The organism is Bosea sp. 29B (assembly GCF_902506165.1).
Lineage (GTDB): Bacteria > Pseudomonadota > Alphaproteobacteria > Rhizobiales > Beijerinckiaceae > Allobosea.
The window spans coordinates 4,252,063-4,278,889 of record NZ_LR733817.1 but is presented as its reverse complement, the minus strand read 5'-3'; the positions used below and the strand labels follow the sequence as shown (position 1 = coordinate 4,278,889).

24 protein-coding genes are annotated in these 26,827 nt (G+C 67.9%); 13 read left to right on the top strand and 11 right to left on the bottom strand.

What is annotated here, in order from left to right; translation table 11 throughout:
• Positions 1 to 3: 3 nt before the first annotated feature.
• The 4 genes from GV161_RS20820 to GV161_RS20805 form a co-directional block, all read right to left on the bottom strand.
• Positions 4 to 891, bottom strand: coding sequence for a branched-chain amino acid ABC transporter permease (locus GV161_RS20820; protein ID WP_152014101.1), 888 nt, complete (start codon positions 889 to 891; stop codon positions 4 to 6).
• On the bottom strand, positions 891 to 2,843 hold the full coding sequence (locus GV161_RS20815; protein WP_152014100.1) for an AMP-binding protein: 1,953 nt from the start codon (positions 2,841 to 2,843) through the stop codon (positions 891 to 893). Before GV161_RS20815 ends, GV161_RS20820 begins: the two co-directional genes overlap by 1 nt.
• On the bottom strand, positions 2,840 to 3,679 hold the full coding sequence (locus tag GV161_RS20810) for an ABC transporter ATP-binding protein (RefSeq protein WP_152014099.1): 840 nt from the start codon (positions 3,677 to 3,679) through the stop codon (positions 2,840 to 2,842). The genes GV161_RS20815 and GV161_RS20810 overlap by 4 nt, the downstream gene beginning before the upstream one ends.
• 332 nt (positions 3,680 to 4,011) lie before the next feature.
• The gene (locus tag GV161_RS20805; protein WP_152014098.1) at positions 4,012 to 4,974 is read right to left on the bottom strand and encodes a nitronate monooxygenase family protein; all 963 of its coding nucleotides are present in this window, start codon (positions 4,972 to 4,974) and stop codon (positions 4,012 to 4,014) included.
• A 337-nt stretch (positions 4,975 to 5,311) separates the two neighbouring features.
• Here GV161_RS20805 and GV161_RS20800 point away from each other — a divergent pair, with 337 nt between their 5' ends.
• Positions 5,312 to 6,046 carry a TetR/AcrR family transcriptional regulator gene (locus GV161_RS20800; RefSeq protein WP_152014097.1) on the top strand — a complete coding sequence of 245 codons (735 nt, stop codon included), beginning with the start codon at positions 5,312 to 5,314 and terminating at the stop codon, positions 6,044 to 6,046.
• A 9-nt stretch (positions 6,047 to 6,055) separates the two neighbouring features.
• On the opposite strand, the gene GV161_RS20795 is transcribed toward GV161_RS20800, so the two are convergent.
• Both GV161_RS20795 and GV161_RS20790 read right to left on the bottom strand, forming a co-directional pair.
• Positions 6,056 to 6,940, bottom strand: coding sequence for an SDR family oxidoreductase (locus tag GV161_RS20795; protein ID WP_152014096.1), 885 nt, complete (start codon positions 6,938 to 6,940; stop codon positions 6,056 to 6,058).
• Complete coding sequence (locus GV161_RS20790) at positions 6,933 to 8,186, bottom strand: acyl-CoA dehydrogenase family protein (protein WP_152014095.1); 1,254 nt, start codon at positions 8,184 to 8,186, stop codon at positions 6,933 to 6,935. Before GV161_RS20790 ends, GV161_RS20795 begins: the two co-directional genes overlap by 8 nt.
• Positions 8,187 to 8,393: 207 nt before the next feature.
• Here GV161_RS20790 and GV161_RS20785 point away from each other — a divergent pair, with 207 nt between their 5' ends.
• From GV161_RS20785 to GV161_RS20730, 12 genes are all read left to right on the top strand, one after another.
• Complete coding sequence (locus GV161_RS20785) at positions 8,394 to 9,176, top strand: enoyl-CoA hydratase-related protein (protein WP_152014094.1); 783 nt, start codon at positions 8,394 to 8,396, stop codon at positions 9,174 to 9,176.
• A 5-nt stretch (positions 9,177 to 9,181) separates the two neighbouring features.
• Positions 9,182 to 11,005: an acyclic terpene utilization AtuA family protein gene (locus GV161_RS20780; protein ID WP_152014903.1), complete on the top strand. Its 1,824-nt coding sequence runs from the start codon at positions 9,182 to 9,184 to the stop codon at positions 11,003 to 11,005.
• Positions 11,005 to 12,501 (top strand): biotin carboxylase N-terminal domain-containing protein, encoded by a 1,497-nt coding sequence (locus tag GV161_RS20775; protein WP_152014093.1) that lies wholly within the window; start codon positions 11,005 to 11,007, stop codon positions 12,499 to 12,501. Before GV161_RS20780 ends, GV161_RS20775 begins: the two co-directional genes overlap by 1 nt.
• Positions 12,502 to 12,503: 2 nt before the next feature.
• Positions 12,504 to 13,001 (top strand): acetyl-CoA carboxylase biotin carboxyl carrier protein subunit, encoded by a 498-nt coding sequence (locus GV161_RS20770; protein WP_152014092.1) that lies wholly within the window; start codon positions 12,504 to 12,506, stop codon positions 12,999 to 13,001.
• A 4-nt stretch (positions 13,002 to 13,005) separates the two neighbouring features.
• Entirely contained in the window at positions 13,006 to 14,613 is a 1,608-nt protein-coding gene (locus tag GV161_RS20765; RefSeq protein ID WP_152014091.1) for a carboxyl transferase domain-containing protein, read from the top strand.
• 5 nt (positions 14,614 to 14,618) lie between these two features.
• Positions 14,619 to 15,233, top strand: coding sequence for a 2-hydroxychromene-2-carboxylate isomerase (locus GV161_RS20760; protein WP_159650333.1), 615 nt, complete (start codon positions 14,619 to 14,621; stop codon positions 15,231 to 15,233).
• The gene (locus GV161_RS20755) at positions 15,230 to 15,913 is read left to right on the top strand and encodes a transglutaminase-like domain-containing protein (protein WP_152014089.1); all 684 of its coding nucleotides are present in this window, start codon (positions 15,230 to 15,232) and stop codon (positions 15,911 to 15,913) included. Before GV161_RS20760 ends, GV161_RS20755 begins: the two co-directional genes overlap by 4 nt.
• Before the next feature lie 420 nt (positions 15,914 to 16,333).
• Complete coding sequence (locus GV161_RS20750; protein ID WP_152014088.1) at positions 16,334 to 18,055, top strand: Na/Pi cotransporter family protein; 1,722 nt, start codon at positions 16,334 to 16,336, stop codon at positions 18,053 to 18,055.
• Between the two features lie 81 nt (positions 18,056 to 18,136).
• Complete coding sequence (locus tag GV161_RS20745) at positions 18,137 to 19,072, top strand: LysR family transcriptional regulator (RefSeq protein WP_152014087.1); 936 nt, start codon at positions 18,137 to 18,139, stop codon at positions 19,070 to 19,072.
• 144 nt (positions 19,073 to 19,216) lie between these two features.
• The gene (locus tag GV161_RS20740) at positions 19,217 to 19,927 is read left to right on the top strand and encodes an SDR family oxidoreductase (protein WP_152014086.1); all 711 of its coding nucleotides are present in this window, start codon (positions 19,217 to 19,219) and stop codon (positions 19,925 to 19,927) included.
• 29 nt (positions 19,928 to 19,956) lie between these two features.
• Complete coding sequence (locus GV161_RS20735; RefSeq protein WP_152014085.1) at positions 19,957 to 20,187, top strand: 4-oxalocrotonate tautomerase family protein; 231 nt, start codon at positions 19,957 to 19,959, stop codon at positions 20,185 to 20,187.
• A 109-nt stretch (positions 20,188 to 20,296) separates the two neighbouring features.
• Positions 20,297 to 21,352, top strand: coding sequence for a nitronate monooxygenase family protein (locus tag GV161_RS20730; RefSeq protein ID WP_152014084.1), 1,056 nt, complete (start codon positions 20,297 to 20,299; stop codon positions 21,350 to 21,352).
• A gap of 19 nt (positions 21,353 to 21,371) precedes the next feature.
• On the opposite strand, the gene GV161_RS20725 is transcribed toward GV161_RS20730, so the two are convergent.
• The 5 genes from GV161_RS20725 to hyi form a co-directional block, all read right to left on the bottom strand.
• Positions 21,372 to 22,061, bottom strand: a complete 690-nt coding sequence (locus GV161_RS20725; protein ID WP_152014083.1) for a DUF2161 family putative PD-(D/E)XK-type phosphodiesterase — start codon at positions 22,059 to 22,061, stop codon at positions 21,372 to 21,374.
• Positions 22,062 to 22,160: 99 nt separating this feature from the next.
• A complete protein-coding gene (locus GV161_RS20720; RefSeq protein WP_152014082.1) occupies positions 22,161 to 23,789 on the bottom strand; it encodes an aromatic amino acid ammonia-lyase in 1,629 nt (542 codons plus the stop codon).
• Positions 23,790 to 23,803: 14 nt separating this feature from the next.
• Complete coding sequence (locus GV161_RS20715; RefSeq protein WP_152014081.1) at positions 23,804 to 25,084, bottom strand: allantoate amidohydrolase; 1,281 nt, start codon at positions 25,082 to 25,084, stop codon at positions 23,804 to 23,806.
• A gap of 40 nt (positions 25,085 to 25,124) precedes the next feature.
• Positions 25,125 to 26,018, bottom strand: coding sequence for a 2-hydroxy-3-oxopropionate reductase (glxR, locus tag GV161_RS20710; RefSeq protein WP_152014080.1), 894 nt, complete (start codon positions 26,016 to 26,018; stop codon positions 25,125 to 25,127).
• A gap of 23 nt (positions 26,019 to 26,041) precedes the next feature.
• Positions 26,042 to 26,821 carry a hydroxypyruvate isomerase gene (hyi, locus tag GV161_RS20705; protein WP_152014079.1) on the bottom strand — a complete coding sequence of 260 codons (780 nt, stop codon included), beginning with the start codon at positions 26,819 to 26,821 and terminating at the stop codon, positions 26,042 to 26,044.
• Between the last annotated feature and the right edge of the window lie 6 nt (positions 26,822 to 26,827).

The following is a 26,827-nucleotide window of genomic DNA, read 5'->3' as shown; positions in this document are numbered from 1 at the left end:
GCGTCAGACCCTCTCGATATGGTGGCGGCCGAACAGGCCGTGTGGCTTGAGCAGGAGCGTCACCAGGATGATCACGGCCGCGACCACGTCGCGCGAGCCGCCGCCGACCAGCGGATCGAGGACGCCGGTGGCGAGGCTCTCGGCCACGCCGACGATGACGCCGGCAACGAGCACGCCCGGGATCGAGTCGAGCCCGCCGAGGATGGCGATGGCGAGCGCCTTGATCAGCAGCAGCGAAAGTGACCAGTCGATGCCCTGCGTGCTGCCCCAGAGCACGCCGGCGGCGGTAGCGGAGACGGCGGCAAGCCCCCAGGCGACGGCGATCGCACGCTCGACCCTGATGCCGACCGACCAGGAAGCGGTCTGGTCGTCAGCGACGGCGCGCATCACCACGCCGAAGCGCGAGTTGAAGAAGAACAGCGAGAGCAGGATCAGCAGCAGCGAGATCGAGCCGCCGATCATCGTGGAGCGGTTGAGCAGGAGCTCTCCGACGAAGAGCGGCTGCTGCGGCATGCCGATGTCGAGGCGCTTCACTGCGGCGCCGAAGATGCCCGGCAGCAGGCCACGCAGCATGATCTCGACGCCGAGCGTCAGCATGATCGTCATGATCACCGGCTGGCCGATCATCCGGCGCAGCGCGATGCGCTCCATCAGCAGGCCGAAGCCGAACATGCCGACGAGCGCGGCCGGGATCGCGAGCCAGATCGGCAGGCCGACGAGGGTGGCGAGCGCCCAGGTGACATAGCCGCCGGTCATGGCGATCGCGCCCTGGGCGAGATTGGCGGTGCCGGAGGTCTTGTAGATCAGCACGATGCCGAGCGAGACCAGCGCGTACATCAGGCCGACGAAGACGCCGTTGGTCGAGAGTTCCGCGAGCAGGATCCAGTCCATCAGGCGACGACCTCACTGATCTTGAGCGTCCGCCGGATCACGCCGCGCTCCCCGTTTTCGTAGGCGATGGTGGCGTCGAAGACGGTCTCGGAGATCCCGCCATAAAGTGCGTCGATCAGCGAGGCGTAGGTCGTCTCGATGACGTTGCGGCGCAGCTTGCGGGTGCGGGTGATCTCGCCGTCGTCGGCGTCGAAATCCTTGTGCAGATTGGAGAAGCGCCGGACGCGCAGGCCGTTGGGCTGGGTGCCGTTGACGTGCCTCACCACCTGGCCGATCAGCGCCTGCACCTCCGGCTTCTGCGAGAGCTCGGCATAGGAGGTGTAGGAGATGCCGCGCTCCTCGGCCCAGTGGCCGACCGCGTCGAAATCGATGCAGACGATCGCGGTGAGCTGGTCGCGCCCGGCCCCGATCACCGCGACATTGCGGATATAAGGGCTGAACTTCAGCCGGTTCTCGATGAAGTTCGGGATGTAGCGCTCGCCCGAGGCGGTGCGCACGACCTCGCTGACGCGGCCGAGCACGACGAGCTGGCCATCCTCGTCGATGCGCCCGGCATCGCCGGTGTGCAGCCAGCCATCGACCAGCGCCTTGGCGCTGCTGTCGGGGTCGTCATAGTAGCCGTCGACCACCGACGTGGAGCGCACCAGGATCTCGCCGCTGTCGTCGATCCTGATCTCGCTACCCTCCATCGGGCGGCCGACCGTGTGGAGCTTGACCTGCCCTTCGGTCTGCGCCGCCGTCAGCGCACAGGTCTCGGTCTGGCCGTAGAACTGCTTCAGCTTGATGCCGAGCGCGCGGAAGAACAGGAACGTGTCCTCGCCGAGCGCCTCGCCGCCGGTGAAGGCGCGCTCGGCCCGGCCAAGCCCGAGAAGGTCGCGCAGCGGCGCATAGACCAGCACGTTGCCGACCGCGTCGAGCAGCTTCTCCTTCAGCGTCAGCGAGCCCCCGGACAGGCGCTTGCGCTCGAAGCCGACGGCGCGCTCCATCGTGGTCTCGAACAGCCAGCGCTTGAACGGCGTCGAGTTCTTCATGCCGACCTGGACGCGGGTCAGCATCTGGTCCCAGGCGCGCGGCGCGGCGAGATAGAAGGTCGGCGAGACCTCGCGCAGGTCGCGCATCACCGTCTCCTGGCGTTCCGGGATGTTGATCGTCGCCGCCATCATCATGCCGGCGCCGAGCGTGAAGACGAAGTCGCCGACCCAGGCGGTGGGCAGATAGGCGTAGAGTTCCTCGTGCTTGTGGAAATAGCCGCTCGCGCCGGCATTGAGCAGGCCGCCGGTGACGTTGCGGTGGCGCAACGGGATGCCCTTGGGCAGGCCGGTCGTGCCCGACGAATGCAGCAGCACCGAGATGTCGTCGGCCCGCGGCCCGTCGACGAAGCGCCGGAGGAGGTCGGGTTCGCGTGCCAGCCGCGCGCGCCCCTTTTCCACGAGCGCATCGAGAGACATCAGCCCGGGCTGATCGTAGCCGTCGAGGCCGCGCTCGTCGTCATAGAGGATGGTGGCGACACGGCCGGTCGCGTCGCGGAGCTGCAGCAGCTTGTCGACCTGCTCCTGGTCCTCGGCAATGCCGACGGGCGGCGCGCCATGCCGGGTCGCGACGATCAACTCTTCCAGCGGCACATCCGGGAAGACCGGCGACGGAAAGGCACGCAGCATGTTGGCGGCGAGCATGGCGTAATAGAGCCGCGGGCGGTTGTCGCCGATCACGGTCATCGCGGCGCCGGCGACCAGCCCTGCCTCCTCGAGACCAGCCGCCATGGCGGCGATCTCCGCGAAGACCTCGCGCCAGTTCTGCTCCTGCCAGATGCCGTAGCGCCGCTCGCGGAAGGCGACGCGGTCGCCGAACTCGGCGGCGTTGCGGGCGAGCGCTGCGATCAGCGTCGCCGGCTCGCCATTGGCCGCGACCGGCCAATGGGCACCCTCCCCGATCTTGCCCGGAGCCACCGTCATGCCGCGCTCCCGGCCTGATGGCGCTTGGCGGCGCGCTCGCCGAGATAGGCGCTGACCACGCTCGGATGCGAGATCGCCGCCTGCGGCTCGCCTTCCGAAATCACCTCGCCATAGCTCAGGACGACGACGCGGTCGCAGATCGAGGTGACCACGTCCATGTGATGCTCGATGATCAGGGTGGTGACGCCGTGCGCCTCACGCGCGTCGAGGATGAAGCGGGCGATGTATTCCTTCTCCTCCTGGTTCATGCCGGCCATGGGCTCGTCCAGGATCAGCAGGCGCGGCTCGGCGACGAGCGCGCGCGCCAGCTCGACGCGCTTTTGCAGGCCGAGCGGGATGACCTCGACCGGCTCGTCGCGGATGTCCTGCAGCTGCATGAACTCGATCATCTCTTCGACGACACGCCGGTGCGCCAGTTCCTCGCGCTCCGCCCACCACCAGTAGAACAGCGCCCCGAGCGCGCTCGGCTTCATGTGGGTGTGGCGGCCGATCAGGATGTTGTCGAGGACGCTCATGCCCTTGAACAGGGCCAGGTTCTGGAAGGTGCGGGCGACGCCGCGGGCGGCGACGCGATGCGGCTTCAGCGCGGTGATGTCCTCGCCGAACAGGCTGACCTTGCCGGCATTGGGCGGGTAGAAGCCGGTAATAACGTTGACCATGGTGGTCTTGCCCGAGCCGTTCGGGCCGACGAGGCCTAGAATCTCGCCCTGCCGGACGTCGAGCGAGACGCCCTTCAGCGCCCGCAGGCCACCGAAGACGCGCTCAATCCCGGTGCAGGACAGCGCGACGGGCGCGCCTGCGACGCTCGCGGCGGAGCGGTATTGAATCTCATTCATTCGAGACACCCGGAACGGCCGGCTGGAAGGCCGCACTCGACGACCCCAACCGCGACATCTGCGGGCACCCGGCGCGCATATGGCGCCGCCGCGCGAACGGCGTTGACTCCCACGGCATCCTCCCCGCTGCGCTGGCTTGTTGGCTCAATATGCGTCAGCTCGATACAGCTAATGAATAGAATTCATCTTGTGCTGTCAACTCTTTCGCCGACCGGATTCCACCCTGTCGGCAGCTGCGAATTTTCGCACGAGTCCGCCCGAAGTACCCCTTTCGCGCCAACCAGCCACACCATTCGACACCCGTCCCCGATCCCCAGCTCAATGAACCCGGCTCAGCCCACCGGCTGATCAGCCACCCGGCACGACAGGCGAGCGGCACCAGCCAGCGCGCCCTCGTATTCATCAGCCAATCGCCGGCAAAGATCGGCTGCCGCAGGCAGGTCATCGATCGTGCCGACGCCCTGCCCCGCCGCCCAGATATCGCGCCAGGCCTTGGCTTCCGTCGCGCCGAAATCATAGCTCGCAGGCTTGCTGAAATCGTCGGGATCGCGCCCCGCCGCAACGATGCTCGGGCGCAGGAAATTTCCGTGCACGCCGCTGATCGCCGGGGTGTAGACGATGTCGGCGGCCGATGCGTCGAGCAGCATGGACCGCAGCGCCTGCGGCGCCATGCTCTCCTTCGTCGCCATGAAGCGCGTGCCGAGATAGGCCATGTCCGCACCCGCCATCCGGGCCGCCGCGACCTGGGCACCAGTGCTCAGCGCCCCGCCGAGCACCAGCGTGCCGTCGAAGATGCGGCGGATATCGGCCAATGCCGCAAAGGGATTCAGCGGCCCGGCATGACCACCGGCCCCGGCCGAGACGGCGATCAGCCCGTCGACGCCCGCGTCGGCCGCCTTGGCGGCGAAGGCGAGATTGATCACGTCATGGAAGACCAATCCGCCATAGCCATGCACGGCCTTGATCAGGTCGCGGTTGAGACCGAGCGAGGTGATGACCAGCGGCACCTTGCGCTCGATCACGACTGCAAGATCGGCCTCCAGCCGCGGGTTGCTGCGATGGACCACCAGGTTGACACCGAAGGGCGCGGTATCACCCGCTCCGCCCAGTCGCTCCGATATCTCATCGAGCCAGTCGGCGAAGCCGGCCGTGGTCCGCTGATTGAGCGCCGGAAAGCTGCCGACGACGCCATTGCAGCAGCAGGACACGACAAGGTCCGGTCCCGAGATCAGGAACATCGGCGCGGCGATGACGGGAACGCGCAGGCGTCCGGCGAAAGCGGCAGGCAACTGCAAGGATCCCTCCCCTGACAACACGACACTTCCCGGTCCGCGCCCGGACGCCAACACAATGAACGCGACTTAGCAGCCCTTCCGCGAGCCTCCTCACCTGCGAAACCCGACATGGCCATCCAGTCCGAATACGCAGCGACAGCGTCTCGGCCGGCCTTCCGGCGTACCTCGCGTTCCTGCTTGCGGCGCGATAGTGATGAATGATATTTATTAGGGCAATGCCGGGACGCGACTGAAGCGTCACGACGCAGGCAGCGACGACCCGGCGTTGCGCAAACCCCTCGACAGGCTCTACGAGGCCCGCCAGCGCGCCGCCGCTTCGCCTCAGCAAGGATCATCGATGCCGCCCCGCAATGCCCTGAAGCGCCAGGTCAACCGGCTCCCGCCCGAGCGGCGCATCTCCGACATCATGGCCGCGGCCAAGGAGGTCTTCGTCGAGAAGGGCTATAACGACGCGCTGATCACCGACATCGCGCTGCGCGCCGGCGTGGTCGAGGGCAGCATCTACCGCTTCTTCGCCAACAAGCGCGAATTGCTGGTCAAGGTCGTCGAACACTGGTTCGAGGAGATGCTGCGCGACGATGCCGAGCAGTTCGCCGCAGTGCGCGGCAGCTGGAACCAGATCCGCTTCATCGTCTACACCCACCTCACCTCGATCCACCGCGACCCGGCGCTGTCGCGCCTGATGTTCCAGGAGATCCGGCCGGCACCCGATTATCGCGGCTCGCATCTGTTCGAGCTGAACCGCGCCTACACCAATCGCCTGGTCGACGTGGTCAAGGTCGGCATTGCCGCTGGCGATCTGCGGCCCGAGACCTCGCCGAGCCTGGTGCGCGACCTGGTCTTCGGCTGCATCGAGCATCGCACCTGGGCCTTCCTGCGTGGCGAAGGCGATTTCGACCCGGCCGAGATGGCTGACGCAATCACCAATCTGGTGCATCACGGCCTGGCGCTCGACAGCGAGGCGGCTTCCCCGATGGAGAGCGTGGTCGCCCGGCTGGAGACGGCGACGGCCCGGCTCGAAGCTGCGGCCGGGATTGTCCCGGCGAAGCCCGCTTCCGCTCGGCCGCGCTGAGATCATCACCTACCCGCCAGTGCTGCCCGGGCCATCGAAGAAGGCCGGGCGCGGGATCGTCCAGGTCTCGCCCCAGAGTTGCGCGCCGCCGGCGACGTGGAGCACCTCGCCGGTGACATAGGCCGCGGCCGGGCCGCAGAGATAGGCGCAGGCCTCCGCGACCTCCCAGGTCGTCGCGGTGCGCATCATCGGATTGGAGCGCGGATAGGCCTTGATCTGCTCGGGAGCATAGACGCGCCAGCCCGGCGTCTCGATCGCGCCCGGCGCGATGCAGTTCACCCTGATGTCGAGCGGCGCCCATTCGACCGCCAGCGCCTGGGTCAAACCGACTACGCCGGCACGTGCCGCGATGGTATGGGCGACGCCGTGCAGGCCCTGGCGCGTCACCACCACGATCGAGACGATACTGCCCGGCCGCTTCGCGTCGCGCCAGCGCCGGGCGGCCTCCTGCATCATATACCAGGTGCCGTTGAGATTGGTGTCGACGACGGCATTCCAGCCCTTCGTCGAGAAATCGATCGCGGCCTGCGGGAACTGGCCGCCGGCGCTGTTGACGAGGATGTCGATGCCGCCGAATTCGGCGGCGATCCAATCGTGCAGCGCCACGATCGTCGCGGGATCGCGGACATTCACTGTCCTGCCCGCAGCCTTCAGCCCCGCGGCGCGCATCGCCGCAGCCGCTGCCTCCAGCCTGCCCTCGTCGCGCCCGGCGATGATGACCTGCGCACCGATCCGGCCGAGCAGCCAGGCAGTGGCCCGGCCGATGCCACCGGCGCCGCCCGAGATCAGGACGGTTTTGCCGGCGAAGGCCTCCGGCCCGTAGACCGTCAGCAACACGGCGAGATCGGCATCGTCCAGGCCGAGCTCGCTGGCATCGATGACCGGCTCAGCCATGGCGGTCCATCCCCTTCAGCAATTCGCCGGCGATGATCATCTTGCGGACTTCGGTGGTGCCGGCGCCGATCTCGAGCAGCTTGGTGCTGCGGAAGAGCCGGTTGATCTCCGATTCCCAGATATAGCCGGCGCCGCCATGGACCTGCACGGCCCTGTCGAGGACATCGTGGCAGGCCTGCGCCGCATACATCACCGAGGCCGCGGTCAAGCGATGGATGTCGCCGCGCCCGCCGCCGCCGACTTCGAGCGGCGCAGCCTCGGCCAGCGTGCGATAGCTGAAACTGCGCATGGTCTCGACCAGCACATACATCTCGGCCAGCATCGACTGGACCATCTGGAAGGCGCCGATCGGCTTGCCGAACTGCTTGCGCGTCTTGGCGTAGTCAATCGAAAGGTCGAGCGCCCGCTCGGCGACGCCGAGGCAGAGCGGCGAGATCATAGCCCGTTCGAGGTCGAGCCCGCTCATCACGATGGCGACGCCCTGATTCTCGGCGCCGACGAGATTGGCGGCCGGGACGCGGCAATCCTCGAACAGCAGCTCCGCCGTCTGGCTGCCGCGATAGCCCATCTTCACCAGCTTCTGCGCAACCTTGAAGCCGGGAAAGTCCTTCTCGACGATGAAGGCGGAGATGCCGTGGGCGCCGCGCTCCCTGTCGGTCTTGGCGTAGACCAGGAGCACGTCGGCAACCGGGCCGTTGGTGATGAAGATCTTGCTGCCGTTGAGGATGTAGTGATCGCCCTCGCGGCGCGCCGTGGTGCGCATCGAGCCGAGCGCGTCGGAGCCTGCCCCCGGCTCGGTCAGGCCGAGCGCGCCGATCGTCCTGCCGGAGCAGAGATCGGGCAGATATCTCCGCCGCTGCTCCTCATTGCCATTGCGATAGATGTTGTTGGCGCAGAGGTTGTCATGGGCGACGACCGAGAGCGCCATGGCGTGGTTCCAGCGGCTGAAGCCCTGAAGCACCAGTCCGGCCTGAAGCAGGTCGAGCCCCGCCCCGCCATATTGCTCGGGGATGGTCGCGCCGAGGAAGCCGCTGGCGCCGATATGCCGGAAGGCCTCGTCCGGCCACCACTCCTCGTCGTCCATGCGTTGCGACAGCGGATAGAGCTCGGCGCGGGCATAGCGGTCGGCGCCGTCGAGGATCGCATTCTGCTCCTCGTCGAGACCGAAGGCATTGGCGCGGTTGCTACCGTTCACGGCGTTCACGTTGATCTCCTCCCTCGCCTCGTCACGCAGCGGTGCGAGCATCGCACCATTCGGTGCCTCGATCTTATTGAGCCTATTTCATCAGTGACGCGCAACACTGTCAACGCACGGTTGCCTCAGCAAAATCAGATAATCCATTTGAGCACTGTTTCACATACCCTGGCTCGGGAACGGCTATTGACAGCTCAAATGAATTGAAATCATTTATTGAGCGAAGGCTCCCTCAGCGAGCCGCGCAGGGATGGAACCGTGAGCGAAGAGGTCATCACCCGACGCGAAGGCGCGGCGCTGGTCGTCACGATCAATCGCGAGAGCCGCCGCAACGCCCTGAACGAGGCGGTTGCCGAGGGCATCGTCGCCGCACTCGACCAGGCCGAGGCCGATCCCGAGGTGCGCGCGGTCATCCTGACCGGCGCCGGTGACAAGGCCTTCTGCGCCGGCGGCGACCTCAAGCCGAACACGGACGGAACGCCCTTCACCATCGAGGCGGCCGATCCCCGCCACTACGTCGCCGGCCTGCTGCGCCGGATGGATGCCTGCCGGCTGCCATTGGTGGCGCGGGTCAACGGCCATGCGCTGGCTGGCGGCTTCGGCCTGATCTGCGCCTGCGATCTGGTCGTGGCGCGCGACGACGTCCTGCTCGGCGTGACCGAGGTCAAGGTCGGGCTCTTCCCGATGATGATCCTGCCCTATCTGATGCGGGTCCTGCCCTATCGCCGGCTGATGGAGCTCTGCCTCACCGGCGAGACCATCAAGGCGGGCGATCCGGAAGCTGGCGCGATCGTCAACTACGCCGTGCCGGCTGATGAGCTCGATGCGAAGACCGCGTGGCTGGTCGGCCGGCTTGTCGACAAATCGCCGACCGGCATTCGCCTGGGCAAGCAGAGCCTCGCCAAGATCCGCGAGATGTCGACCGATACGGCGCTCGAATACGCCCAGTTCATGCTGGCGAACATGGCTCGCACCGAGGATGCGCGCGAGGGCTTCGCTGCCTTTGCGGAGAAGCGTACCCCGGCCTGGACCGGGCGGTGAGCGCCATGAAGGAGAGCATCCGCATCGGCTGCGGCGCCGGCTTCTGGGGCGACAGCCCGGAGGGGCCGCGCCAACTCGTCCGGCAGGGCGGTATCGACTATCTCGTGCTCGACTATCTGGCCGAGATCACCATGTCGATCCTCGCCCGGATGAAGGCGAAGAACCCGGCGCTCGGCTATGCCACCGACTTCGTCTCGCTGGTGATGAAGCCGCTCGCCCGCGAAATCGCGCAGAAGCGCATCCGCGTCGTCACAAATGCCGGCGGCGTCAATCCGGAAGCCTGCCGCGACGCGTTGCTCGCCGCCTTCAAGGAGGTCGGCGTCGAGCTCAAGGTCGCGATCGTCACCGGCGACGACCTCTCGGGCGAAGCCGAGCGCCTGCGCGCTGCCGGCGTCATCGAGATGTTCTCCGGCGCGCCCTTCCCCGACAGGATCGCCAGCATCAACGCCTATCTCGGCGCCTTCCCGATCGCCGCCGCGCTCGCGGCGGGCGCCGATGTCGTGGTGACCGGGCGCTGCGTCGACTCGGCCGTGGTGCTCGGCCCGCTGATCCATGAATTCGGCTGGACGGTCGAGGATTACGACCGGCTCTCGGCGGGGAGCCTCGCCGGCCATATCCTCGAATGCGGCGCGCAGGCGACCGGCGGCATCGTCACCGATTGGCGCGAAATCGCCGGCGACTGGGCCGATATGGGCTTCCCCTTCGCCGATTGCCGCGCCGATGGCAGCTTCGAGATCGGCAAGCCCGAGGGCACCGGCGGGCGCATCAGCCCTGCCACCATCGCCGAGCAGGTGGTCTACGAGGTCGGCGATCCCGCCGCCTATATGCTGCCCGATGTCACTTGCGACTGGTCGCAGGTGACGCTTGAGGCGTCCGGCCCGGATCGCGTCCGAGTTGCCGGTGCGCGCGGACGGGCGCCGTCAGCAAGCTACAAGGTCAGCGCCACCTATGCCGACGGCTATCGCTGCGCGGCGACGATGATGATCGTCGGCGATGATGCTGCCGAGCGGGCGGAAGCGGTTGCCAAGGCGATCCTTGCCCGCTGCGGCCGATTGATCCGCGCGGCCGGTTTCCCTGATTTCGCCGAAACATCGGTCGAGACGCTTGGTGCCGAGGCGAGCTATGGCGCCGGAAGCAGGGCGCGGGCGACGCGTGAGGTCGTGCTCAAGATCGGCGTGCGCCATCCTTCCAAGGAAGCGCTGCAGATATTCGCCCGCGAGATCTATCCGGCCGCGACCGCGATGGCGCAGAGCCTGACCGGCTTCGCCGGCGGCCGGCCCGAGCCGCAGCCGGTGATCCGGCTATTCTCCTTCCTGATCGACAAGGCGCAATTGCAGCCGACCGTCAGCTTCGACGAGACGAACCTGCCGGTGCCGGCGCATATCCCTGTAGCGGCCACGAACGCCCCCTCGCCTGCCAGCGCAGGCGCGGATGTTTCGGAGGTCGCTGGCGAGACAGCCACCGTCCCGCTCGTCGCCCTCGCCTTCGGCCGCAGCGGCGACAAGGGCGACATCGCCAATATCGGCGTGATCGCGCGCGATGCCGCCTTCCTGCCCTGGCTGCGCCGCGCGCTGACGCCGGAGGCAGTCGGCAGGCACTTCGCCCACCATGTCCAGGGCAAGGTCGAGCGCTTCGACTGGCCGGGCCTCGGCGGCTTCAACCTTGTGATGCATCGCGCGCTCGGCGGCGGCGGCATCGCCTCGCTGCGGCATGATCCGCAGGGCAAGGCGATGGCGCAGGTGCTGATGAGCCTGCCCGTGCCCGTCCCCGCCGCCTGGCTTGCGCCGGGCGGCCCCCTTCACGGCCTCAAGATCACAGGCGACGCATGATGACGGCTCCGGACGACAACCCGCCGTTCCGCAAGGTCCTGATCGCCAATCGCGGCGAGATCGCCTGCCGGGTGATCCGGACGCTGCGCGAGATGGGCATCGCCTCGGTCGCGATCCACCACCCGGTCGAGGCCCGCGCCCGGCATGTGCGCGAAGCCGACCAGGCGATCGAGATTTCCGGGGAAACGCCGGTCGCCGCCCATCTCGACATCGCCCAGATCGTCGACGCCGCGCGCGCGGTCGGCGCCGATGCGATCCATCCGGGCTATGGCTTCCTCTCCGAGAACGCGCGCTTCGCCCGCGCGGTGGCCGAAGCCGGAATCACCTTCATCGGACCTGACGCCGACACGATCGCGCTGATGGGCGACAAGATCTCGGCACGCCAGTTCGCCGCCGATCACGGCGTGCCGGTGGCGCCCTCGGTGATGCCGACGCAGGACCTTGCCGAATTCACCCGCCAGGCGACGCAGATCGGCTTCCCGCTGCTGATCAAGGCGGCTGCGGGTGGCGGCGGCAAGGGCATGAGCATCGTGCGCTCTGCCGACGAGCTCGAAGGCGCCGCCCGTCTCGCCGCGAGCGAGGCTCAGCGCTATTTCGGCGACGGCCGCGTCTATGCCGAACTCTTCGTCGAGCGGCCCCGCCATATCGAGGTGCAGGTCTTCGGCGACGGCAAGGGTGGCGCGATCCATCTGTTCGAACGCGAATGCTCGGTGCAGCGCCGCTTCCAGAAAATCATCGAGGAGGCGCCGGCCGCCAACCTGCCGGCAGGCTTGCGCGACGAGATCTGCGCCTCGGCCGTCCGCCTTGCGGCAGCGGCGAACTACCGCAATGCCGGCACGGTCGAATACATCCTCGGCGCCGATGGCCGCTTCTTCTTCCTGGAGATGAACACGCGCCTGCAGGTCGAGCACCCCGTCACCGAAATGATCACCGGGCTCGACCTCGTACGCCTGCAGATCGAGATCGCCGCCGGACGCGACCTGCCCTTCGCGCAGGAGGACGTAACGGCGAGTGGCCATGCCATCGAATGCCGGATCTGCGCCGAGGATCCCGAGCACGACTTCCTGCCGGAGACCGGCACGATCCTGCATCTCGATGCGCCGCAGGCCGCTTACTTGCGCTTCGAGAACGCGCTCGATCGCGGCCAGCGCGTCACCGCCGATTTCGACCCGATGCTGGCCAAGCTCGTCGCGCATGGGCCGGACCGGGCCGGCGCGACGCGGCGCGCCATCGCGGTGCTGCACGATTTCGCTTTGCTCGGGGTCAAGACCAATATCGACTACCTCGCCCGCGTGCTCGGCCACCCCGCCTTCGCCGCCGGCGAATTGCACACCGGCTTCATCGTCCAGCACAAGGCGGCGCTCGCCGCCGGCGAGCCGGATGATGCGACGCGCGACAAGGTCCTGATCGCCGCGGCAATCGGCCTGCGCGATTTCCGCGATCTCATCCTCGGCGTGCCCGAACCACACGCCTCGATCGGGCCCTGGAGGAACTGAGCATGGTCCTCAAGCTCGATCTCGACGGCACCGTCCACCACGTCACGATCCTGGCGCGCCGGCCGCATCTGGTGCTCTCTGTCGACGGCCGCCGGCATGTCGTGGAAAGCCTCGACGAGGCCGGCGATGGCAGCCACCGGCTGACTGTCGACGGCGAGCCGGTCGCCTTCGCCCGCGCTGGCAGCGCCGATGGCGCCATCATCCGCCTGAATGGGCGCAGCTTCGCGCTGCGCCGGCTCGATGCCGCAGCCGAAGCCTCCGGCGGCGGCGGCGCGAACGTCGTGCGCGCGCCGATGCCGGGCACGGTCATCGTGGTCCACAAGCGCGTCGGCGACAGCGTCCAGCGCGGCGAGACCATCGTCACGATCGAAAGCATGAAGCTGCAGATGAAACTCGATGCGCCGCGCGACGGCGAGATCGCCGAGATCGCGGCGCGCGAGGGCGAAGGCTTCGACAAGGACGCCGTTCTCGCCCGTCTCGCGGCTCCGGCGGAAGGCTGACCCGATGTCCAGACTGCAATCCTCGATCAACACCGCCTCCGCCGATTTCCGCCGCAACGAGGCGCATAACCGCCGCCTCGTCGCCGAGTTCAAGGCAAAGCAGGAGGCGGCGCGCCATGCCCGCCCGCAGCGCGACCTCGACCGGCTCGCCCGCCAGCAGAAGATGCCGCAGCGCAAGCGCATCGAGATGCTGCTCGACCCCGGCACACCCTTTCTCGAACTGTCCTCGCTCGCGGCCAACATGGCCTATGGCGGGGAATCGCCCTCGGCCAGCTCGATCGTCGGCATCGGCATGGTCTCCGGCCGCGAGGTGATGATCCGTGCCGACGACCCGACGGTGAAGGGCGGGGCCTGGTATCCCCTCACGGTCAAGAAGATCGTCCGCGCGCTCGACATCGCCATGGAGAACCGGCTGCCGGTCGTCCATCTCTGCGATTCCGCCGGCGGCTTCCTGCAATTGCAGTCGGAGCTGTTCCCCGACCGCTACATGGGCGGGCGGATCTTCCGCAATCAGTCCATGCTGTCGAAGATGGGCGTGAAGCAGCTCGCCCTCGTCTTCGGCCATTGCACGGCCGGCGGCGCCTATATCCCGGGGCTCTCCGATTACAGCGTCATCGTGCGCGGCACCGGCGCGGTCTTCCTGGGCGGCCCGCCTCTGGTGAAGGCGGCGACGGGCGAGGACGTCACGGTCGAGGAACTCGGCGGCGCCGAGATGCACACCAGCGTCTCGGGCACCTGCGACTATCCCGCCGACAGCGAGGAGCACGCCATCGAGATCGGCCGTGACATCGTCTCGCAATGGGACCGGCTACCGCGCTGGGAGGCGCAGCGCGAGGTGCCGGAGGAGCCGTTCTACGACCCCGCCGAGATCTATGGGATCGTGCCCGACGACATCAAGAAGGCCTTCGACATGCGCGAGATCATCGCCCGCGTCGTCGACGGCAGCCGCTTCCATGAATACAAGCCGAACTATGGCACGACCTTGGTCTGCGGCTTCGCCAACATCTGGGGCTTCAAGGTCGGAATCCTCGCCAACAACGGCGTGCTCTTCAACGATTCCTCGATCAAGGGCGCCCATTTCATCGAGCTCTGCAACCAGAACAACACGCCGCTGGTCTTCCTGCAGAACATCACCGGCTACATGGTCGGGCGCGAATACGAGCGGCGCGGCATCACCAAGGACGGCGCCAAGATGATCATGGCGCAGAGCTGCTCGCGGGTGCCGAAATTCACGGTGATGTGCAACGGCTCGTTCGGCGCCGGCAATTACGGCATGTGCGGGCGCGCCTTCGACGGGCGTTTCCTGTTCTCCTGGCCGAACCACCAGATCGGCGTGATGGGCGGCGACCAGGCGGCGAACACACTGGCCGAGGTCAAGGCCAACCAGATGAAGCGCAATGGCGGAACGGTCGACCAGAGCGAGATTGATCAGCTCTGGGAGGAGACGCGCAAAGCCTATCAGGAGCAGCTCTCGGCCTATTACTCGACCTCGGAACTCTGGGACGACGGCATCATCGACCCACTCGACACCCGCAATGCGCTCGGCGTGGCGATCTCGGCCTCGCTGAACGCGCCGCTCGGCCCGCCCGGCTACGGCGTCTTCCGGTTCTGATGGCCATGCCGGGAACGCTCCGCCTCTATCTCGATTTCGCCTCGCCCTATTCCTATTTCGCGCTTCGTCCGCTGGCGCGGCTGGCCGAAGAGCACGGCCGAGTGCTGGAACTCAGGCCGATCCTGCTTTGGGCGGTGTTCAAGCAGCAGGGCGTCGTCAACCCGCTGGAGACGCCGGCGCGGCGGCGCTATTTCCTCGAGGACGTGACGCGCTCGGCCGAATTCTTCGGCCTGCCGTTCCGGGTCCCCGATCCACTGCAGATCTCGGCCCATCTCGCCGGCCGGCTCCACCATGCCTGGACCGCGACGCGGCACCAGGACGGGCTACGACTGGCGACCGAGATCTTCGAGGCCTTCTTCGCCAGGGCTGAGAGTATCGCCGACCCGGCCGTGCTCGCCGACCTGCCGTGCCTAGCCGGCGAGACGCCGGAGGCGATCCGCGCCATGATCGACGGGGCCGAGGGCCGCCAGCGCCTTGGCGAGGCGATCGACGAAGCCGGCGCGGCTGGCGTCACCGGCGTGCCCTTCGTGACGCTGGACGGCGAGAGCTTCTTCGGCGCCGACCGCCTGCCGCAGATCGCCTGGCGGCTGCAGCATGGCGCGAACAGGAGGGTGCGATGAGCGACGACAGGCTCGCCGGGGCGTTGAAGGCGACGCCCTTCATCGACGCCAATGCGCCGGCGATTCGCGCCTTCGTCGACCGCCATGCCGGCACTGGCCCCGACCGCTACCGCGCCGTGCGGCTCTATTACGCCGTCCGCGACGCGATCCCCTACGACCTCCGCTATTTCGGCATCGAGCGCGACATCTTCGTCGCCTCGCGCTGCCTGGAGGCGAAGGGCTCGTTCTGCGTGCCCAAGGCGGTGACGCTCGCCGCGGTCTGCCGCGCAGCTGGCATTCCGGCGCGCGTCGGTTTCGCCGATGTACGCAACCACCTGGCCTCGCCGCGCATCCTCGAACTGATGGGCACCGACGTCTTCCGCTGGCACGCCTATACGCTGCTCCATTTCGAAGGCCGCTGGGTCAAGGCGACGCCAGCCTTCGACCTTGCCTTCTGCGCCCGCTTCGACGTCGAGCCGCTCGATTTCGACGGCAGCGTGGACTCGATCTTCCAGCCCTTCGATGCAACCGGCCGGCAGCACATGGACTATGTGCTCGACCGCGGCGACCATGACGAGATGCCGTTCGAAGCCTTTCGCGAGGCAATGCAGGAAGCCTATCCTCGCCTGATCACGGCGATGGCGGCCGAGCGCACCGCCCTCGCGAGCAAATCCCAGTCGAAGCCTGCTCCGGCCGCTTAGAGCATTCGGATTTTGCTCGGACCCACACCGCCATCCTGGACCAGCGGCGAAGCCGCGCAGCTCCGGGATCCATCGTAAGGCTCCGGAGTCCTGCGATGGATCCCGGGCCGAGCTTCGCTCGCCCAGGATGACGAGGGTGGTTCCGTGGAAAGTCAGCACGCGCTAGTCGTCAGCGCAGACCGTGACCGCAATTCTTCCACACTGACCGGCTAGGAAGAAGGCTTGCCAGCGTTGTCGTGGATCGCCACGGCCGCTGGCTGTTGTGCTTTTGAGCGTGCGACGACCGTCTTCCATCTCACAGCGCACGCGTAAGACGTAGACCATTTCCGCCGTCGATTTTATAAGACGGCTAACGAATTTGGCGGCATAATCCGTCGCTTGACCTCTCCGATTCCCGCCTGAAGGAGCGCCCTCCCCACGATGAACGCCGCCGAGAGCACAACCGCCATCCTGATCCACCTCGCCGGTTCGGTGGCGCTGCTGATCTGGGCGGTCAGGCTGGTGCGGACGGGCGCGACGCGGGCCTTCGGCCCCTCGCTACGGCAGGGTCTGGCGCGCTTCGCCGGCAACCGCGTCTCGGCGATGGCGAGCGGGGCGGTGGTGACGCTGATCCTGCAGAGCTCGACGGCGACGACACTGCTGCTCTCCTCCTTCGCCGGCCAGGCGCTGATCGGCCTGCCCATGGCCTTCGCCGTGCTGCTCGGCGCCAATGTCGGCACGGCGCTCGCCGCCTTCCTGGTCTCGTTCGAGCTCGGCTGGCTCTGGGGCGCCTGCCTTTCCGTCGGCGTCGCGCTCTACCTCGCCAACGAGGCGATGAACCGCGCGCGCAATATCGGGCGCCTGATCGTCGGCATCGGCCTGATCCTGCTCTCGCTCGCCGAACTCAAGACCGCCTCGGCGCCGCTGGCGCAATCGCCCGTGTTCCGTTCGGTGTTCGAGGCGCTGGCGAGCGAGCCGCTGCTCGCCGTCGCGATCACGGTGGCGGCGACCTGGCTGACCCATTCCAGCCTCGCCATCGTCCTCCTGATCGCCTCGTTCTGGGCCGGCGGGCTGTTCCCGGCGCCGACCGCGCTGATCCTGATCGTCGGTGCCAATCTCGGCAACGCGCTGGTGCCGGTGCTCGACCAACTCGGCGCGCCGGTGGTGCAGCGCCGCGTCGCGCTCGCCAACCTGCTGACGCGCATCCTGATCGCACTCGTCGTGATTCCCTTCGCCAGGCCGCTCTCGGGCTGGTTCTCGGCGCTGTCGCACGATCCCTCGCGCCTGGCAGTCGAGATCCATCTGGCGCTGAACATCATCGGCGCCATCGCCTTCCTGCCCTTCGTCCAGCCGATCGCGGCACTGGTGACGCGTCTGACCCCGGCCAAGCCCGAAGAAGCCGAGCAGCGCATCCGGCCGCTCTATCTCGACGCCGGCCTGCTCGACAGCCCGCCCGAAGCCCTTGCCAGCGCAATGCGCGAGACGCTGCATCTGGGCGACCGCGTCGGCGCCATGCTGAAGGACCTGCAGACCCTGCTGGAGCAGGACAAGCTCGCCCTCTCGCGCGAGATCGCGGCCGCCGATGACGGCGTCGACACGATCCACGAGGCGATCAAGCTCTATCTCGTCAAGCTGTCGCGCCGTCCGCTCGGCGAGGAGGACAGCCGGCGCCTGTTCGAGATCATCACGGCGACCACCAATCTCGAGCATATCGGCGACATCATCGACAAGAACCTGCGCGAACTCGCCGAGAAGAAGATCCGCAAGCGCTACCGCTTCTCCGAGGAAGGCCTCGCCGAGATCCGCGATTTCCACGCGAGGGTCAGCCATAGCCTGCAGCTTTCGCTCAATGTGCTGGCCACGCGAGACATCGGCCTTGCCCGCCAGCTCTTCGACGAGAAGAGCGCGATGCGCGTCGCCGAGCGCATCGCGACCGAGAAGCACTATGAGCGCCTGCGCAGCGGGGTGACGCAGTCGCTCGAGACCTCCTCGATCCATCTCGACGTGCTGCGTGACCTGAAGCGCATCCATGGCCACATCACCTCGATCGCCTACCCGATCCTGGAAGCGGCCGACGAGCTGAGCGAGACCAGGCTGCGCAAGGCTGAGGAGCAGCCTGCCGACGAGCGCTACGGCCTCGCTCTGCCGCACAAGCCGGCCTAACGAGGCGTACCTGGCCCGGCCCGCCGGCGCTTGACAGCCTGCCGGATTGACCGAGCTTAAGGCCTGAGGCTCGGGGGCATCATGGACCGCATCGACGCGATGAAAGTGTTCATCGCCGCACTGGACGAGGGCAGCCTCGCCGGGGCGGGACGCCTGCTCGGCCGCTCCCCGGCCGCCGTCAGCCGGGCCGTTGCCTTCCTCGAACAGCAGGCCGGCGCTCCGTTGCTGCATCGTACAACCCGCTCGATTCGGCTGAGCGAGACCGGCGAGCGCTACGCCGCTGCCTGCCGCCGCATCCTCGCCGAGCTGCAGGAGCTCGACGCAGTCGGCGCCGGCGAGCAAGCCGCCCCGCGCGGCACCTTGACCATCACGGCGCCGCCGATCAGTGGCGAGGAGATCCTGCGCCCGATCATCGATGCCTTCGTCGAGGCCTTTCCGGCCGTCTCGGTCAACCTCGTCCTGCTCTCGCGTGGCGCCAACCTGGTCGAGGAAGGCATCGACATTGCCTTGCGTATCCTCGACCTGCCGGATTCGGCAATGACGGCCATCCGCATCGGCGGCGAGGTCCGGACGGTGGTCGCAGCCTCGCCGCGCTATCTCAGCCAGCACCCGCGCATCGACGAGCCGGGAGACCTGGCCAGGCACAGCATCATCGCCTGCACCGATTTCGGGCGCGATGCCTGGATCTTCCCGCCCGTGAAAGGCGGCTCCGTGTCCCGCTCCGTCCAGTTCAGGCCGCGGCTCACCGTCAACAGTGTCAGGGCAGCATTGGGGGCTGCGGTCGGCGGGCTCGGCGTCACGCGGCTGTTCACCTACCACGTCGCCGAGCGCGTGCAGGACGGTTCGCTCCAGCTCCTGCTGCGGGATGCCGAACCGCCGCCCCGCCCCGTCAACCTGGTCATGCCGCAGGGCCGTTCGAACGTCCCCAAGGTCCGGGCCTTCCTCGACTTCGCCGTGCCGCGCTTGCGGGCCGACTTCGCGCGGCTCTCGGCCGCGTCGGGCGTGATGAGTTCCTGAACCATCCATTCTTCCGCGTGACGTATGAATGCCTGCCGTACAGCAGGCATTCAGCCGCGGCGCGAAACACTCCAGATTCCTCGTCATCAGGCCCAAAGCCGGGCAGCGGCACGTCCGCTCGCTGCCGAAGCAACGAGGATCATCATGAGCAACGAACGGAAGGTCGCTATCGTCACCGGCGCCTCGCAGGGCATCGGCGCGGCGCTGGTCAAGGGTTTCCGCGACCGCAATTATCGGGTCGTCGCGACATCGCGCTCGATCACGCAGGCCAGCGACCCGGACATTCTCGCGGTCCCCGGCGACATCGCCGATCCGGCGACGGCCGAGGCGGTCGTCCGTGAGGCGATCGCCCGCTTCGGGCGCGTCGACACGCTGGTCAACAATGCCGGCATCTTCATCGCCAAGCCCTTCACCGACTACACGGCAGAGGATTTCCAGAGAAAGATCGCGACCAATCTCGCCGGCTTCTTCCACGTCACCCAGCAGGCCGTGGCCGCGATGCTGAAGCAGGGCTCCGGCCACATCGTCAGCATCACCACGAGCCTGACCGACCATGCGGTCGCGGGCGTTCCGACCGTGCTCGCCAACCTGACCAAGGGCGGCATCAATTCGGCGACCAAGGCGCTGGCGGTCGAATACGCTACCCAGGGCATCCGCGTGAACGCGGTCTCGCCCGGCATCATCAAAACCCCGATGCACGCGCCGCAGACGCATGAGTTCCTGGCGGGACTGCACCCGGTCAAGCGCATGGGCGAGGTCCGCGACATCGTCGATGCCGTGCTCTTCCTGGAAAGCGCCGGTTTCGTCACCGGCGAGATCCTCCACGTCGATGGCGGCCAGAGCGCCGGCCACTGACCTGCAAGTCGAATCAGAAGGAGGCACCCATGCCGATCGTCACAATCCAGGTTACCCACGAGGGCTCCGGACCCGGCCGCTCCTCGGTCACCTCCGAGGAGAAGGCCAGGCTCATCGCCGGCGCCAGCCAGCTCCTGCTCGACGTGCTGAACAAGCCCCTCGATGCGACCTTCGTCATCATCGAGGAGGTCGAGCTCGACAACTGGGGCTGGGGCGGCCTGCCCGTCCCGGAATACCGCAAGCGGCGCGCCGCGGGCTGAACAGGGTTCCGCTCAATCCTGCACCGCGGATGCGCTGACCTTCGCCTTGAAATCGACGGGCTGCGGCAGACATTGGCCGCTGCCCGTTCGGCCCTTGTGAGGAATGACCATGACCAGCACGGCACAATCGCGACTGCTCGACCTGTTCGGCATCGAACTGCCGATTATCCAGGGACCGATGGCCCTCGCCTCGACACCCGAGATGGTCATCGCCGTCAGCGAAGCCGGCGGGCTCGGCTCGCTGGCCGGCGCGCAATACAACGAGGCGGGCCTGCGTGCCGCGTTCGACACAGTGCGGGCCGGCACGCGCCGGCCGATCAACGTCAACTTCTTCTGCCACACTCCCCCGGCCGCCGATCCTGCCCGGCAGGCCGCCTGGCTGAAGCGCCTCGACGGCTACTATGCCGAGGCCGGGCTCGACCCGGACATGCCGAAGACGCCGAGCGGGCGCACGCCCTTCGACGCAGGCCTGGCGGGCGTGGTCGAGGAGTATCGCCCCGAGATCGTCAGCTTCCATTTCGGCCTGCCGGCGCCGGAGCTGTTCGACCGCGTGAAGCGCACCGGCGCCAGGATCATCGCCTCCGCCACGACCGTGCCGGAGGCGCGCTGGCTGGCCGAGCACGGCGTCGACGCGGTCATCGCCATGGGGGCCGAGGCCGGCGGTCATCGCGGCATTTTCCTGAACGACCGGATCTCCGAGCAGGTCGGCACCTTCGCGCTGGTGCCGCAGGTGGTCGACGCCGTCCCGATCCCGGTCATCGCCGCCGGCGGCGTCACCGACCGGCGCGGCGTGGAAGCCGCCTTCGCCCTCGGAGCGGCGGCCGTCCAGGTCGGCACCGCCTATCTGTTCACGCCCGAGGCCAAGATCTCGCCGATCTACCGCAAGGCGCTCGGCATGAGCGAGCGGCCAACCGCGCTCACCAACCTGTTCACCGGCCGGCCGGCGCGCGGCATCGTCAACCGCGCCATGACGGAGCTCGGCCCGATCTCCGAGCTCGCGCCGGCCTTCCCGACCGCCGGCACGGCGCTGGGACCGCTGCGCAGCGCCGCGGAGGCTGCGGGCCGCGACGACTTCACCCTGCTCTGGGCCGGCCAGTCCTACCCGCTCGCCAGGCCGATGTCGGCGGCGGCGCTGACCCGAATGCTCGCAGGGCTGGACGGTTGATGGAAGCCGTTGCGCGCGCTTAAGCCGATAACCTGCTGCGCTCGGCCTCGACCGGCGGACAGTTCGCACCCCACCGCGCGAGCGCGCTGCGTCCCGCCTCGGTTAGCGCGTAGACGCCGCGCTCGGCGCGCTCGAACCAGCCATAGACGTTGCGGTGCAGGATCTTCTGGGCATCGGGACAGGACGGCTTGAGATCGCGCGGGCGCTGCGGCGCCGCGCTCATCGCCACGGCGCAGGCGAGCGCCTGCTGGCGATAGGCGGTCATGATTGGCCGGCGCGTGCTGCCGCCAGCGGCGGGATCGCCCTTGCGCCGCCGGTGCTCGTCGACCAGCCGCGAGCGGGCCTTGGCGTTCTTGCGCGGCGTCGGCGCGGTCGGCGAGACCAGAACCTCGACGCGCCCCGTGCTGCTGACGCCGAGCAGGCCGAAGCCGAGCCGGCGGCAGAGATCACGATAGCGCGGATCGCTCTCACGGCCCTTGCCCCTGGCCGAGAGTTGCGCGGCCAGCCAGATCTCGTCGCCGAGGCGCAGCCGGTCGACGCCCTGCAGGATCAGCTCCAGGTTGAAGGCCAGCTTCAATTCGCCGATCACCACCACCGTCGGATCGCCCTCCCGGATGCCGACGAGGTCGCAGCGACCGATCTCTCCCTTCACGGCATAGCCGAGCTCCTCGAGGAAGCGCTTGACGGGCGGGTAGAGGGTGGTTTCCACGCAGGCTCTCCGGACGACTCGTACCATGATGGTACCAAGACGTTTCGAAGTGGCGAACGCGGGACGCTGCGCCCGGCCGAAGCCGGGCGCGTCCGAACCTTACTCCAGCGGGCCGACCGCGCTCTCGACCGCTTCGACGATCGAGCCGGAGCGCAGCAGCGCCAGCGCCTGGTTGATCTCGGTGGCGTACCAGCGGTCGCCCTGGAGCGCGGGCGGGATGACCGCGCGCACCGCATCGAGTGCGGCGCGGCTGCCCTTGGCGATCGGATAATCCCTGGCGAGATCGTCGACGAGGCTGAGCGCCTGGCAGGCCATCAGGATCTCACAGGCGAGGATCTGCTCGACATTTTCGACCACGGTGCGGGCCTTGCGGGCGCACCAGGTCGAGTTCGAGACATGGTCCTCGGCATTCGACTTGCCGGGAATCGAGTCGACCGAGCCGGGTGTCGAGAGGTGGCGGTTCTCCATCACCAGCGCCGACATCGAGCACTGCACGGTGGCAAAGCCGGTGTTGAGGCCACGCTTGCCGGCGAGCAGGTTGCGCGGCAGGCCGTAGCTCATAGTCGGATCGATCAGGCGCGCCAGCCGGCGCTCAGAGATCGAGCCGAGATCGGTGGCGGCGATGGCGAGCAGGTCCATGGCCTGCGCGACATAGGCGCCGTGGAAATGGCCGGCCGAGATGCAGACATAGCCGTCGCCGTCCTTGCAGATCAGCGGGTTGTCGGTGGCCGAGTTGATCTCGGTGGTCATCACGCGGGTGACGAACTCCATCGCCTCGCGCACCGGCCCGTGCACCTGCGGGCCGCAGCGGATCGAGTAGACGTCCTGCACGCGCGGCGGCGCCTTGCTGCCGGGAGCGCGGGCCTCGTCAGGGAAGACAAGCTGCCGGGCCGCCTCGCCGCAGCGCTTCGAATCGCCGGCGATGCGCAGGATGTTGCGCGCCGTCGCCGCCTGGCCGGGATGCGGACGCGCCTTGTGGACGCGCGGGTCGAAGGCGGCGAGCTCGCCGCGGATGCATTCCAGCGTCAGCGCGAGCGCGATGTCGGCATGCTTCAGCAGCCGGCGCGCATCCTCCATCGCCAGCACGCCGACGGCGAGCGAGACGGTGGAGCCGTTGATCAGAGCCGAGGCATCCTTGGCCGCGAGCGGGAACTCGGTCGAGAGCCCGGCGCGCTGCAGCGCCTCGCGCGCCGGCATGCGCACGCCCTTGTAGATCATCTCGGCTTCCGGGAAGCCGCAGATCGCGCCCGACATATGGGCGAGCGGTGCAAGGTCGCCGGAAGCGCCGACCGAGCCCTTTGACGGGATCACCGGGTGCAGGCCGGCATTGAGGCATGCGAGCAGGCGCTCGACCACCTCGACGCGCGGCCCGGAATAGTTCGAGGCGAAGGCGTTGGCACGCAGCAGCATGGTGGCGCGGGTCGCATCCTCGCTAAGCGGCTCGCCGATGCCGGTCGCATGCGCATAGACGGTGTTGCGCTGGTAGTCGGTCATCTCCGACATCAGCACGCGCTGGTCCTTGAACAGGCCGACGCCGGTGTTGAACGAATACATGAACGGCGCATCGTCGCTCATGAAGTTCGTGTCGATATAGTCGCGTGCCTCGGCGATGCGCTCGCGCGCCTCGGGCGCCAGCGTCGCGGCGGCGAAGCCGGCCTCGCCGTCGGCGCGCGCGACGCGCACCACCTGCTCCGCGGTCAGTGTCGTTCCGTCGATCGCGACGCTCATGGTCGGTCTCCTGCTCAGGTCCTGAAGGTTTCGGGGGAAGCGGTGCGCAGGAAGTCGACGAGCACGTCGACCGCCATTTGCACGTCGGCGGCCTCGACCGCCTCCGCCGGGTTGTGGCTGATGCCGCCGGCGCAGCGCATGAACAGCATGCCGAACGGGCAGAGATTGGCGATGGCGAGGCCATCATGCCCCGCTCCGCTCGGCAGCCGCAGCGGCGCGACGCCGCGCGCCGCAACCGACTTCTCCAGCGCCGCGACGATCGCCGGCGAACAGACCGCCGCGTCCTCCTCGTAGAAGGCGACGATCGTCGAGCTCACATTGCGATAGGCGGCGATCGCCTCGAAGGCGCGCTTGAGGTCGCGGACGGCGGCATGGCGCGCCTCGTCCGAGGGGCTGCGCAGGTCGAGCGAGAATTCGGCTCGCGAGGCGATGACGTTGACCGCGCTCGGCGCGATGGCGATGCGCCCGACCGTGGCGACCACGTCGCGCCGCATCGAGGCGACCCGCTCGACCGCCAGGATCATCTCCGCGGCGGCGGCGCAGGCGTCGCGGCGCAGGTTCATCGGCACCGTGCCGGCATGGCCGGCGACGCCGTCGATAGTGATGGTGAAGCGGCTGGCGCCGCTGATCGCGGTGACGACGCCGACCGGCAGGTCGCGCTCCTCCAGCACTGGTCCCTGCTCGATATGGACCTCGACATAGCCGAGGATACCGGCCGGATCACGGCGGATGCCGGGGATGCCCGCCGGGTCCAGGCCGAACTGCGTCAGCGCCCGGCGCAGCGAGACGCCGTCGGAATCGCAGACTTCGAGCACGGCGGGATCGAAGCGACCGGCAACGGCGCGCGAGCCGTTCAGCGTCACCGGGAAGCGCACGCCTTCCTCGTCGCCGAAGGCGAGCACCTCGATCGCGAAGGGCAGCTCGATCCCTTCAGCCCGCAGTCGCCTGATGGCCTGGATCGCAGCGACGACGCCGAGATTGCCGTCGTATTTGCCGGCGTTGCGTACCGTGTCGATATGCGAGCCGAGCAGCAGGGTCGGCAGGCCCTCGCCGCCGCCCTCGCTGCGGCCGACGAGGTTGCCGATGTCGTCGACATGGGTCGCAAGGCCCGCCTCCTTCATCCAGGCCTCGACCTGGCCGATGGCCTGGCGATGCTCCGGCGTCAGGAAGAGCCGCGTCAGCGCGCCCTGGTCGCTGGAGAAGCGCGCGAGATCGTCGAGGCGGCGCATGACCTCATGGCCGTCCGGCGCCGCATTGGAACGGTCGTCATGGGATGCGTTCTGTAGAAGTGTCATGATGCACGTCCCCCTCGACCGGCGCCCTCGCCTGCCCGGATCAGGCCTTCGCGTCCTGGCCGATCTCGAAATTCGCCAGCGTCTCCAGCGCGCGCACCATGCCGGAATGATCCCAGGCGCCGCCGCCATGGGCCGCGCAGGCGTTGAACAGTTCCTGCGCCGTCGCGGTGTTCGGCAGGGAGACGCCGAGCGCGCGTGCCGTCGACAAGGCGAGGTTCAGGTCCTTCTGGTGCAGTTCGATCCGGAAGCCCGGCGCGAAGGTGCGCTTGATCATGCGCTCGCCATGCACCTCCAGGATGCGCGAGGAGGCAAAGCCGCCCATCAGCGCCTGGCGGACCTTGGCCGGATCGGCGCCGGCCTTCGCAGCAAAGAGCAGCGCCTCGCCGACCGCCTCGATGTTGAGCGCGACGATGATCTGGTTGGCGACCTTGGTGGTCTGGCCGTCGCCATTGCCGCCGACGAGGGTGATGTTCTTGCCCATCAGGTCGAAGAGCGGCTTGACCGTATCGAAGGCGCCCTGCGGCCCGCCGACCATGATCGATAGCGTTCCGGCCTTGGCGCCGACCTCGCCGCCCGAGACCGGCGCGTCGAGATAGTCGCAGCCGAGCGCGTTGATCCGCCTGGCGAACTCCTTGGTCGCCACCGGCGAGATCGAGCTCATGTCAACGACGATCTTGCCGCGCGACAGGCCCTTGGCGACACCGGTCTCGCCGAACAGCACATCCTCGACATGCGGGGTGTCCGGCACCATGGTGATGATGATGTCAGCGTTCTGCGCGACCTCGGTGGCGGAGGCGCAGGAGCGGCCGCCGGCGGTGGTCAGCTCCTGCGGAACCTGCGTGCGGCTGTAGAGATGGACCTCATGCCCACCCTTGATCAGCTGGCCCGCCATCGGCGCGCCCATGATGCCGAGCCCGATGAATCCGATCTTCATGACGTGTCCTCCGATCCTTCGCGTCAGCGAATTGCGTTCTTGAGCCAGCCGAGCCCCTCGACCGTGCCGGCCTTGGGCTTGTATTCGCAGCCGATCCAGCCGGCGTAGCCGAGCCGGTCGATGAGCCCGAACAGGAAGCCGTAATTGATCTCGCCGGTGCCGGGCTCGTTGCGGCCGGGATTGTCGGCGAGCTGCGTATGGGCGATGCGCGGCAGCAGCTTCTCGATCGTCGCGGCCAGCTCACCTTCCATGCGCTGCATGTGATAGATGTCGTATTGCAGCTTGAGATTGTCGGAGCCGGTGGCGTCGATGATGGCGATGCCCTCGGCCGAGCGGTTCACGAAATAGCCGGGGATGTCATAAGCGTTGATCGGCTCCATGATCAGCAGGATGCCCTCCCGCTTCAGCGCCGCCGCCGCGAAGGAAAGGTTGTCGACCAGCGTCTGCGCCGCCTTGTCCCGCTCGACCCCGGCAGGCGCCAGGCCGGCGAGGCAGTTGACCATCGTGCCGCCGAGCGCCTTGGCATAGTCGATCGCCTTGCCGACGCCGTCCTGGAACTCGCCGACGCGATCGGGATGGCAGGCGATGCCGCGCTCGCCCTTGTCCCAGTCGCCGGCCGGCAGGTTGAACAGCACCTGGGTCAGGTCGTTCCTCTTGAGTCGATCGGCGATGTCGTCCTTGGCAAAGGCATAGGGGAAGAGGAACTCGACGCCCTTGAAGCCGGCCTTGGCGGCGGCGTCGAAGCGGTCGAGGAAGGGATGCTCGTTGAAGAGCATCGTCAGGTTGGCACAGAACTTCGGCATGGCTTG